The organism is Leucobacter chromiisoli (genome assembly GCF_016522505.1).
Taxonomy (GTDB): Bacteria; Actinomycetota; Actinomycetes; order Actinomycetales; family Microbacteriaceae; genus Leucobacter; species Leucobacter chromiisoli.
The window spans coordinates 291,878-303,003 of record NZ_JAEHOH010000006.1; the positions used below are offsets into that span (position 1 = coordinate 291,878).

General features: G+C 68.1%; 10 protein-coding genes. 8 read left to right on the top strand and 2 right to left on the bottom strand.

Annotated features, from left to right (window positions below; translation table 11 throughout):
• Window positions 1-45: 45 nt before the first annotated feature.
• Window positions 46-1,440 carry an aspartate aminotransferase family protein gene (locus tag JD276_RS05715; protein WP_200114720.1) on the bottom strand — a complete coding sequence of 465 codons (1,395 nt, stop codon included), beginning with the start codon at window positions 1,438-1,440 and terminating at the stop codon, window positions 46-48.
• Between the two features lie 2 nt (window positions 1,441-1,442).
• The gene (locus JD276_RS05720; RefSeq protein WP_307866477.1) at window positions 1,443-1,910 is read right to left on the bottom strand and encodes an Lrp/AsnC family transcriptional regulator; all 468 of its coding nucleotides are present in this window, start codon (window positions 1,908-1,910) and stop codon (window positions 1,443-1,445) included.
• Between the two features lie 428 nt (window positions 1,911-2,338).
• Between JD276_RS05720 and JD276_RS05725 the strand changes: the two genes are divergently transcribed.
• The 8 genes from JD276_RS05725 to JD276_RS05760 all read left to right on the top strand — a co-directional run bounded on the left by JD276_RS05725 (window position 2,339) and on the right by JD276_RS05760 (window position 11,078).
• Window positions 2,339-3,556 (top strand): ABC transporter substrate-binding protein, encoded by a 1,218-nt coding sequence (locus JD276_RS05725; protein ID WP_200114722.1) that lies wholly within the window; start codon window positions 2,339-2,341, stop codon window positions 3,554-3,556.
• 2 nt (window positions 3,557-3,558) lie between these two features.
• On the top strand, window positions 3,559-4,740 hold the full coding sequence (locus JD276_RS05730; RefSeq protein WP_200114723.1) for an ABC transporter ATP-binding protein: 1,182 nt from the start codon (window positions 3,559-3,561) through the stop codon (window positions 4,738-4,740).
• Window positions 4,741-4,749: 9 nt separating this feature from the next.
• Entirely contained in the window at window positions 4,750-5,613 is an 864-nt protein-coding gene (locus JD276_RS05735; protein WP_200114724.1) for an ABC transporter permease, read from the top strand.
• Window positions 5,610-6,410 carry an ABC transporter permease gene (locus JD276_RS05740; RefSeq protein WP_200114725.1) on the top strand — a complete coding sequence of 267 codons (801 nt, stop codon included), beginning with the start codon at window positions 5,610-5,612 and terminating at the stop codon, window positions 6,408-6,410. Before JD276_RS05735 ends, JD276_RS05740 begins: the two co-directional genes overlap by 4 nt.
• A gap of 117 nt (window positions 6,411-6,527) precedes the next feature.
• Window positions 6,528-7,640 (top strand): peptide chain release factor 2, encoded by a 1,113-nt coding sequence (gene prfB / locus JD276_RS05745; protein ID WP_200114726.1) that lies wholly within the window; start codon window positions 6,528-6,530, stop codon window positions 7,638-7,640.
• A 78-nt stretch (window positions 7,641-7,718) separates the two neighbouring features.
• Window positions 7,719-8,894 (top strand): cell division ATP-binding protein FtsE, encoded by a 1,176-nt coding sequence (gene ftsE, locus JD276_RS05750; protein WP_200114727.1) that lies wholly within the window; start codon window positions 7,719-7,721, stop codon window positions 8,892-8,894.
• Complete coding sequence (gene ftsX, locus JD276_RS05755) at window positions 8,891-9,805, top strand: permease-like cell division protein FtsX (RefSeq protein ID WP_200114728.1); 915 nt, start codon at window positions 8,891-8,893, stop codon at window positions 9,803-9,805. The genes ftsE and ftsX overlap by 4 nt, the downstream gene beginning before the upstream one ends.
• 172 nt (window positions 9,806-9,977) lie before the next feature.
• A complete protein-coding gene (locus JD276_RS05760) occupies window positions 9,978-11,078 on the top strand; it encodes an ABC transporter ATP-binding protein (RefSeq protein WP_200114729.1) in 1,101 nt (366 codons plus the stop codon).
• Window positions 11,079-11,126 lie beyond the last annotated feature (48 nt).

The window sequence follows — 11,126 nt, forward strand, 5'->3', positions numbered from 1 at the left end:
GCCCGCCTCGCCGAGGCGAGACGGGCCGCACGCGGTGCAGAGGGATCAGATCTTCGAGGAAGCGTCCTTGAGCACGCTGCGCAGGATCCCGCCGATCTCCGCGAACTCGGCCGGGCCGATGGTCAGCGGAGGCGCGAGCTGGATGACGGGGTCTCCCCGGTCGTCGGCGCGGCAGTAGAGGCCGGCCTCCCAGAGCGCGGGGGACAGGTAGTCGCGGAGCAGCCGGTTCGACTCCTCCTCGTTGAAGGTCTCCTTGGTCGCCTTGTCCTTGACGAGCTCGATGCCGAAGAAGTAGCCCTCGCCGCGCACGTCGCCGACGATGTCGATGTCGAGCAGCTTCTCGAGCTCGGCGCGGAACAGTGGGCTGTTCTCGCGGACGCGGCCGTTGAGGTCCTCCTCCTCGAAGATGTCGAGGTTCTCGAGGGCGGCCGCCGCCGCGGCCGGGTGGCCGGCGAAGGTGAAGCCGTGGTAGAAGGTGTTGTCCTCGGACAGGAAGGGCTCCGAGACCTTGTCGGCGACGATCATCGCGCCGAGGGGCACGTACCCGGAGGTGATGCCCTTCGCCGAGGTGATGATGTCGGGCTCGTAGCCGAGGGCCTTCGAGGCGAAGAAGTCGCCGACGCGGCCGTAGGCGCAGATGACCTCGTCGCTCACGAGCAGCACGTCGTACTGGTCGCAGATCTCGCGCACGCGCTTGAAGTAGCCGGGGGGCGGCGGGAAGCAGCCGCCCGAGTTCTGGACCGGCTCGAGGAACACGGCCGCGACGGTCTCGGGACCCTCGAAGAGGATCGCCTCCTCGATGCGGTTCGCGGCCCACTGGCCGAACGCCTCGAGGTCGTCCGAGGGGGCGCCCATCTCGTCGGCGCGGTAGAAGTTGGTGTTCGGCACGCGGTGACCGCCCGGGGTCAGCGGCTCGTAGAACTTCTTCATGTCGGGGATGCCGGTGATGGCCAGCGCGCCCTGCGGGGTGCCGTGGTAGGCGACCGCGCGCGAGATGACCTTGTGCTTCATCGGCTGGCCCTTGAGCTTCCAGTAGTGCTTGGAGAGCTTGAAGGCGGACTCCACGGCCTCGCCGCCGCCGGTGGTGAAGAAGACCTTGTTCATCTCACCGGGCGCGTAGCTCGCGAGGCGCTCGGAGAGCTCGATCGCGGCGGGATGGGCGTAGGACCACAGCGGCATGAAGTCGAGCTGCTGCATCTGCTTGGCCGCAGCCTGCACGATGCGCTCGCGGCCGTGGCCCGCGTTCACCACGAAGAGGCCCGCGAGGCCGTCGATGTACTCCTTGCCGGCGGCGTCGTAGATCTTGTGGCCCTCGGCGCGGGTGATGACGGGGATGCCGTCGTTGAGCACCTTGCGCGAGGTGAAGTGCGGCCACAGGTGGCCGGCCGCCTTGGCCTGCAGTGCGGCGGTGTCTACCGCGGCGGTGGGATCGTAGGACATGGTTATCGTGTTCCCCAGTCGTATTTCTGTTTCTTGAGTTGGAGGTAAACAAACGTTTCCGTGGCGGCGACGCCGTCGATCGCGCGGATCTTCTGGTTCAGCAGCTCGATCAGGCGGTCGTCGTCCTCGCAGACCACCTCCGCCATGATGTCGAAGGAGCCGGCGGTGAGGACGACGTAGTCGACCTCCGCCATGTCCGCGAGAGCGTCGGCGACGGCGCGGGTGTCGCCCGAGACGCGGATGCCGAGCATCGCCTGCCGACTGAAGCCGAGCCGCATCGGGTCGGTCACGGCGACGATCTGCATGACCCCGGCGTCGGTGAGCTTCTGCACGCGCTGGCGCACGGCGGCCTCGCTGAGGCCCACCGCCTTGCCGATCTCGGCGTACGAGCGACGGCCATCGAGCTGGAGCTGTTCGATGATGGCCTTCGACGTGGCGTCGAGCACCGGAGAGTTCTTCTTGCCGCTCACGCCACCGATTCTGACAGTCGAAAGCGGAAAAAGCAAAGGAATCCGAAGATCGATTCGGATCATTCGGAGTATTTGCCCACTCCGAGCAGGCGATGCGTGCAAACGCCGGGCTCCTCTTCGGCTGCTCGCGGGCCGTGCGCGCCCGCGCTCCGCCGCCCTGCGCGTACAGGATCTCACGGCCGCGGCGGCGACGCGAGTCTCGCGGCGATTCTCCTTCGCGATCCGCCGCGAGCGGTTCGGATATAGTGGCCGATCAACAAAAATGTAACTGTTTCATGAAGATCGTGTTGCCGGAGCGCGCAGAGCTTGGCAGGGGCCCGCGCGCTGTGCCATATTCGGAGCACCTGACCGGCGGGGGGAGCATGCGGCAGCGCCGATGCGCCCCGGTCCCCGCCGGCAGCAGTTCCGAGAGACAAAGGAGTTCTCCCATGGCAAGTCGCATGCCAGAAGATCCGATGGTGCGCCGGCTGATCGCTCTGATGAACAAGGCCAGGATGGACCGCCGCACCCTGCTGCGCGGGGCCCTGATGGGCGGCGCGAGCGCGGGGGCCCTGGCGCTCAGCTCCTGCTCCTCCGGCGGGGGCGGCTCGGTCGAGCAGGGAGACGGCTCCGCGGGATCGATCGTCTGGGGCAACTGGACCTACTACCTCGACTTCGACGAGGAGACGCAGACCTGGCCGTCGCTCGACGCCTTCATGGCGGAGACCAACATCGACGTGCAGTACATCGAGGACATCGACGACAACAACACGTTCTACGGCAAGATCAAGGACCAGCTGGCGCTGGATCAGGACACCGGGTACGACGTGATCTGCCCGAGCGACTGGCTCATCGGGCGCCTCGTCCAGGACGGGCAGATCCAGAAGCTCGACCGCGCCGACATGCCGAACACCGATCGGCTCATCCCGTCGATGGTCGACGCGAACACCGCCGACCCCGGCCGTCAGTACTCCATGCCGTGGCAGGGGGTCATGGCGGGAATGGTGTGGAACAAGGAGGCCGTGCCGAACGGCATCCGCAGCCTGGACGACCTGATGCACCCCGACCTCAAGGGCAAGGTGGGCGTGCTCTCCGAGATGCGCGACACCATGGGGGTGATCATGCAGGGGCAGGGCGTCGACATCGCGGGCGACTGGGGCGACGCCGAGTTCGACGCCGCGCTGGCGTGGCTCGACGACGGGCTGAAGAGCGGGCAGATCGCCCAGGTGAAGGGCAACTCCTACACGCAGGATCTGGAGAAGGACGACACCCTCGCGGCGATCGCCTGGTCGGGCGACATCGCGATCCTGAACAGCGAATCCGGCGACCGCTGGTCGTTCGAGATCCCCGAGGCCGGCGGCACCCTCGCCGCCGACGCGTTCGTGATCCCGAACGGCACGAGCGAGGACAACGTGCCGCTCGTCAACCAGCTCATCGACTACTACTACGAGCCCGAGGTCGCGGCGCAGGTCGCCGACTACGTCTGGTTCATCACGCCCGTGGACGGCGCCCAGGAGGCGATGGAGCAGGTGAATCCCGACCAGGTCGACAATCCGTTCATCTTCCCCGACGACGAGATGCAGAGCCGTCTGCACGGCTTCCGCACACTGTCCCCGCAGGAGGACAAGAAGTACTCGGCGGCGTTCTCGAAGATCCTGGGGATGTGACGATGGCGGACGCACGAGCATTCGCAGAGTCCGGCGCCGATCTCGAGCTGGTCGGGATCCAGAAGCGCTATCCGGGGTTCACCGCGATCGAGCAGGTCGACCTCCACATCCCGGCGGGATCGTTCTTCGCCCTGCTCGGCCCCTCTGGCTGCGGCAAGACGACCACGCTGCGCCTGGTCGCGGGCCTCGAGGATCCCTCGGCCGGCAGGATCCTGATCGGCAGCAAGGACGTCACGAACCTCAGGCCCCACCGTCGCCCGGTCAACACGGTGTTCCAGTCGTACGCGCTCTTCCCGCACATGTCGGTGCTCGAGAACGTCGCGTTCGGGCTGCGTCGCCGCAAGATCGGCGATCCGGTCGCGAAGGCCCACGAGGCGCTGAAGCTGGTGGAGCTCGACCACGTCTCCGATCGCAAGCCGGCCCAGCTCTCCGGCGGGCAGCAGCAGCGGGTGGCCCTCGCGAGAGCGGTCGTCAACCGACCGGCGCTGCTGCTGCTGGACGAGCCGCTCGGCGCGCTCGACCTCAAGCTGCGCCGCCAGATGCAGCACGAGCTGAAGGACATCCAGCAGGAGGTGGGCCTCACCTTCCTGCACGTGACCCACGACCAGGAGGAGGCCATGACGATGGCCGACACCGTGGCGGTCATGAACCGGGGCAGGATCGAGCAGATGGGCGCCCCGGAGGAGCTCTACGAGCTGCCGCGCACGGTGTTCGTGGCCAACTTCCTGGGCCAGTCCAACCTCTTCGCCGTCGAGGTCGCGGGCGGCAGCGACACTGCGATCCACACCTCGCTGAACGGCAGCAGGATCACGGTGCCGCGGAGCCGGAGCGAGCGCGACAGCGGCACGATCACCGTGGGCGTGCGCCCCGAGAAGCTGCGGCTACACGCGAGCGAGCCCGCGGCCGACCCGGCGGTCAACGTGCTCGGGCCGGGGCGCATCACCGACGTCTCCTTCATCGGGGTGAGCACCCAGTACACGGTAGAGGCCCCGGAGTTCGGCTCGGTCCAGGTCTTCGCGCAGAACGTCGAAGCCGGCCCCGGCGCCTCCCTCGGCCAGGAGGTCTGGCTGAGCTGGTTCGCGGAGCACACGTTCGGCCTCGCCGACGACACCCTCGACACCGGTGCGCTGACGACCGACTTCTCGACGCGGGCCATCGCCACGCAGGCGAAGCTCGCGGGCTAGGGGCGCGTCATGGCTATCACTGCGTTCTCCGGCGCCGCGACCGCCGTCGTGGACCAGGCCCCGAAGAAGCGGCCGTGGGTGGCGCTCGTGCTGCTCGCGCCCGGCATCGCCTACATGCTGCTGTTCTTCCTGGCGCCCTTCATCCAGCTGATCATCACCTCGGTGCAGACGGCGTCGGAGACGGGCGGCATCGGCGACTACGTCCAGGCCTTCCAGATCTCGAACTACGCCGTGGCGATGCAGGAGTACCTGCCGCAGATCATGCGGTCCTTCGCCTACGCGATCATCGCGACGCTGTGCGGGCTCCTGATCAGCTACCCCCTGGCCTACCTCATCGGCGTGAAGATGCGGCCCTACCCGATGGCGCAGGGGATCCTGCTGATCCTCGTCATCGCGCCGTTCTTCATCAGCTTCCTGCTGCGGGCGCTCGCGTGGAAGCAGATCCTGCCGAGCGACTGGGTCGGAACGGACTTCTCGGTCGTCTTCGGCCTGATATACAACTTCATCCCGTTCATGGTGCTGCCGATGTTCGCGTCGCTGCAGTCGCTCGACCTGCGGATGGTCGAGGCGGGGGCCGATCTCTACGCCTCGCCGGTGACGACGTTCCGTAAGGTCACGCTGCCGCTCTCCCTGCCGGGCGTCGTGTCTGGCACGCTGCTCAGCTTCATCCCGATGTCGGGCGACTACATCAACGCGTCGCGCGAGTTCTTCGGCTCGACGAACACGACGATGGTGGGCAACGTGATCGAGGCGAACTTCCTGCAGACGCAGAACTACCCCATGGCGGCCACGCTGTCGGTGATCCTGATGGCGATCATCCTGATCTTCGTCGCCACCTACGTGCGCCGGAGCGGAGCGGAGGACCTGCTGTGAACAAGTTCAGCCTGGGCAAGCTCTTCGTCCCCGTCGCGGGCGCGATCGCGCTCATCTACCTGCTGCTGCCGATCGCGCACGTGATCACGTTCTCCTTCAACGACGCGGGCCGCAACAACATCGTCTGGCGCGGCTTCACGCTCGACAACTGGACGAACCCGTGCGGTGCGCCGAACGTCTGCGAGGCCTTCGGCAACAGCATCCTGATCGGCGTCGTGGCCACGGTGCTCGCCACCGTCATGGGCACCGCGATCGCGATCGCTCTCGTGCGCTACCGCTTCAAGTTCCGCTCGACGATCAGCCTGCTGCTGTTCACGCCGATGGCGACGCCCGAGGTCGTGCTCGGCGCCGGCCTCGCGGCGCAGTTCCTGCTGGCCGGCGTGGAGAAGGGCATCGGCACCATCATCATCGCGCACACGATGTTCTGCATCTCCTACGTCGTGGTCGCGGTGAAGGCGCGGGTGGCGAGCCTGAGCCCCGCGATCGAGGAGGCGGGCCGCGACCTCTACGCCTCGCCGTCGCAGGTGTTCTGGCGGATCACGCTGCCCATGCTGATGCCGGGCATCATCGGCGCCGCGCTGCTCAGCTTCGCGCTGTCGTTCGACGACTTCATCATCACGAACTTCAACGCGGGCACCGAGAACACGTTCCCCAAGTTCATCTACACCTCGGCGCTGCGCGGCGTGCCGGCGCAGGCCAACGTGCTCGCCTCCATCGTGTTCATCGGGGCGCTCGTGCTGGTGATCGTGGTGCAGGTGATCAACATCAACCGTCAGAAGCGCCTCGCCCGGGCCTGACGGGGAACGCGCCCGACACGCGCCGACAGGCGGATTCTGCAGGCTGATCGCGAGATCCGCCCGCAGAATCCGCCTGTCGGCGTAGCGAACGCGACCGGGCGGTAAGCTAGCTGAATCATGCTCGAACTTGACTTCAGCTCACGCATCCGCGAGGTGCGGACCACGTACGCCGACATCGCGGCCGTCACCGACCTGCCCCGACTCGAGCGGGAGATCGCCGAGCTCGAGCAGCAGGCCTCCGCCCCCGACCTCTGGGACGACCCCGCCGAGGCGCAGAAGGTCACGAGCGGCCTGAGCCATCGCCAGGCGCGGGTCAAGCGGCTCCGCGCCGTCGAAGCGCGCCTGGACGACCTCGAGGTGCTGATCGAGCTCGCCCAGGAGGCCGACGACGAGGACTCCGCCGCGGAGGCCGCGGAGGAGCTGGCGGCCATCGAGGCGCTCGTGCAGGACCTCGAGGTGCAGACGATGCTCTCGGGCGAGTACGACGAGCGGGCGGCGGTGATCACGATCCGCTCCGGCGCGGGCGGCGACGACGCCACCGACTTCGCGGAGATGCTGCTGCGCATGTACCTGCGCTGGGCCGAGAAGCAGGGCTACACCGCGAAGGTGCTGGACACCTCCTACGCCGAGGGCGCCGGCATCAAGTCGGCGACGTTCGAGGTCGACGCGCCGTACGCGTTCGGCACCCTCTCGGTCGAGGCCGGCACGCATCGTCTGGCGCGCATCAGCCCCTTCGGATCCGCGGACAAGCGGCAGACGAGCTTCGCGGCGGTCGAGGTGATCCCCCTCATGGAGGAGGCGACCGCCGTCGAGGTGCCCGAGACCGACATCCGCGTCGACGTCTACCGCTCCTCCGGCCCCGGCGGCCAGTCGGTCAACACGACGGACTCCGCCGTGCGCATCACGCACATCCCCACCGGCATCGTCGTGTCGATGCAGAACGAGAAGAGCCAGATCCAGAACCGCGCCGCCGCGATGCGCGTGCTGCAGACGCGGCTGCTGCTGCTGCAGCGCGAGGAGGAGGCCGCGAAGAAGAAGGAGCTCGCCGGGAGCATCACGGCGAGCTGGGGCGACCAGATCCGCTCCTACTTCCTCTACGGCCAGCAGCTGGTGAAGGACCTGCGCACCGGGCACGAGTCCTCGCAGCCCGACGCGGTGTTCGACGGCGACATCGACGGCTTCATCGCCGCGGGCATCCGCTGGCGCTCGCTCTCCCAGAAGGGGGAGTGAGGCCGCCCGCGGGTATCTCCCCGATGCCCGCGCGCCTCGCCGGGACGTTCAGAAATCGCGCGTATTGTCGTGCTCGTCATGATCCTCTTTGAGAACGTCACCAAAAAATACCGCGGGACGCAGCGCCCCGCCCTCGACGGGATAGACCTGCAGGTCGATCGCGGCGAGTTCGTGTTCATCGTCGGCGCTTCCGGCTCGGGCAAGTCGAGCTGCCTGCGGCTGATCCTGCGCGAGGATCAGCCGACCTCGGGCAAGGTGCACGTGCTCGGCCACGACCTCAGCAAGATCTCGAGCCGCAAGGTGCCCTACTTCCGGCGCAACCTCGGCATGGTCTTCCAGGACTTCCGCCTGCTCACCGACAAGACGGTGTACGACAACGTCGCCTTCTCGCTGCAGGTGATCGGCAAGTCGCGCGGCTTCATCCAGGAGGCGGTGCCCGACACGCTGGAGATGGTGGGGCTCGGCGGCAAGGGCAAGCGGTTCCCCCACGAGCTCTCGGGCGGCGAGCAGCAGCGCGTCGCGATCGCGCGCGCCATCGTGAACAAGCCAGCGATCCTCATGGCCGACGAGCCGACCGGCAACCTGGACCCCGCGACCAGCCTCGGGATCATGCAGCTGCTGCGGGCGATCAACGCCGCCGGCACCACCGTGGTGATGGCGACCCACGAGGCGACGTTCGTGGACATCATGCAGCAGCGGGTCGTCGAGCTCTCCCAGGGCATCGTGGTGCGCGACGAGCAGGGAGGCGGCTACGGCGAGACGGCCTCGATCCCGATCGGCCACCTCACCGCCGACGGCGACGCGCAGGCGCAGGCCCTGCGCACGAGCGAGGAGGTCGTCCGCGCCGCCCTCGCGCCCGAGGGCGAACCCGGCCTGTCCGAGGAGGCGATCGCCGCGCAGGGCGGCATGACCGGCGCCGAGAGCGACGACGAGCTGCTGACCATGCTCGGAGTGCCCGGCGAGGCGGAGGCCTACCCTCCGCCGTCCGCCGAGGAGCGCCTCGAGGAGGCCGAGCGGCGGCGCCGGGAGGCCGCCGCGGAGACCTCCGCGGCGCGCGGGGACGGCGACGAGGAGGACGAGCTGGACGAGACGGTGCGCGCCGGCGAGGACGACCAGAGCGGCATTCCGGCCTTCCTGCAGCAGGGCGCGCCGATCGATCCGGTGCGCGAGGCCTATGAGGGCGGCGTCGCCGAGCGGCTGGGGCTGTCGAAACGAGACCAGGACGATCAGACGGATGTGGGGCCCGTGCGATGAGGGTGGGACTGGTCCTCGGCGAGGTGTGGAACGGCCTCCGCCGCAATATGTCCGTGGTCATCTCGGTGATCCTCGTGACCTTCGTGTCGCTCACCTTCGTGGGCGCCGCGATCCTCATGCAGCTGCAGATCCAGCAGATGAAGACCTTCTGGTACGACCGGGCGCAGGTGGCGGTGTACCTCTGCACCGACTACGACCAGAGCGCCACCTGCTCGGGCGAGGACGCGAACGAGGAGCAGATCGCCGCGGTCCAGTCGGCGCTCGAATCCGACACGCTGCGCCCCTACATCGACGACTTCTTCTTCGTGGACCACGACCAGGCCTACGAGGAGTTCGTCAAGCAGTTCGAGGGCAACCCGATCGTCGACATCACGCGGCCCGAGCAGCTGAACCAGACCTTCTGGATCAAGCTCGAGGACCCGTCGCGCTCGGCGATCATCCAGGAGACCTTCGCGGGCATCCCCGGGGTGCAGAGCGTCTCGGACCAGCGCAGCCTGCTCGACCGGATCTTCCTCTTCCTCGGCGTCGCGAGCTACTCCGCGATCGCGATCGCGGGTCTCATGCTCGTCGCCGCGATGCTGCTGATCTCGACGACGATCCGGCTGTCGGCGTTCTCGAGACGGCGGGAGATCGGGATCATGCGCCTCGTCGGCGCGTCGAACCGGTTCATCCAGACGCCCTTCATCCTGGAGGGCATCATCGCCGCGCTCATCGGGGCCGTGCTCGCCGGCGCGGCATCCGTCGCGATCGTGAAGTTCTTCGTGCAGGACTTCCTCGTGAGGAACGTGCCGTTCACCAGCTACATCACGGTGGAGCAGTCGCTCGTGGTGCCCCCGGTCCTGGTGCTCGTGGGCGTCGTGCTCTCGGCGATCGCGGCCAAGATCGCGATCACCAGGTACCTGCGGGTCTGACCGGGGCCGGCCGGGAGCGCGCATCCGAGGCGCGGGGCGGGATCACCGCCCCGCGCTTTGCGTTTCGCCCCCGATGTGGAAGACTGCAGAGGTCGGCTCCGCGCCGGCAGCAATTCGCTCTCACTACGGATCGTCCGGCACGTACCTGCCGGTGGAACGAAAGGAAAACTCGATGGCGAGCGTTGTCTACGAAGACGTCACCCTGCAGTACCCCGGAACCGACCGTCCGGCGGTCTCACAGCTCCAACTCGACATCGAGGACGGCGAGTTCCTCGTGCTCGTCGGGCCCTCCGGCTGCGGCAAGTCCACGGCGCTGCGCATGCTCGCCGGTCTCGAGGAGGTCACGAGCGGCCGGATCCTGATCGGCGGAGAGGATGCCACCGAGGTCTCGCCCAAGGACCGCGACATCGCGATGGTGTTCCAGAACTACGCGCTGTACCCGCACATGTCGGTGGCCGAGAACATGGGCTTCGCGCTCAAGATCGCGGGCGTGAGCAAGGAGGAGCGCCGCAAGCGCGTCGAGGCCGTCGCCGAGCAGCTCGACCTCACCGAGTACCTCGACCGCAAGCCGAAGGCGCTCTCCGGCGGCCAGCGGCAGCGCGTCGCCATGGGCCGAGCGATCGTGCGCCAGCCGAAGGTCTTCCTCATGGACGAGCCGCTCTCGAACCTCGACGCCAAGCTGCGCGTGCAGACCCGCACCCGGATCGCCGCGCTGCAGCGCGATCTCGGCGTCACGACCGTCTACGTGACCCACGACCAGACCGAGGCCCTCACCATGGGCGATCGCATCGCCGTGATGAAGCTCGGCGTGCTGCAGCAGGTCGGCACCCCGCGCGAGCTGCTGGACCACCCGAACAACACCTTCGTCGCAGGCTTCATCGGCAGCCCGGCCATGAACCTCTTCGACGCCGAGATCGACGAGGCGGGGCTGCTCTTCGGCAACGCGACGATCCCGCTGGCGCCCGAGGTCCGCTCCGCGATCTCGGGCAACCGGGTGACGGTCGGCGTGCGCCCCGAGGACATGGTCGTCGGGGCCCAGGGATCCGACGGGCTCACCCTCGACGTCACGCTCGTCGAGGAGCTCGGGGCCGACGGCTACCTGTTCGGCTCCGTGTCGCTGGCCGGCAAGGACCTCGACCTGGTCGTGCGCGTCGACGGCCGCACCCACCCCAACGCCGGCGAGACCGTCACGGTGAAGCCGCTCCCTGAGCGGGTGCACCTCTTCGACGTCGAGAGCGGCGCGCGCATCGGCACCCCGGAGGGGCGCAACTAGCCGCGGGTCGCCGCTGCGTCGGCCGGCTCCCCGCCCGTGGGCGGGGAG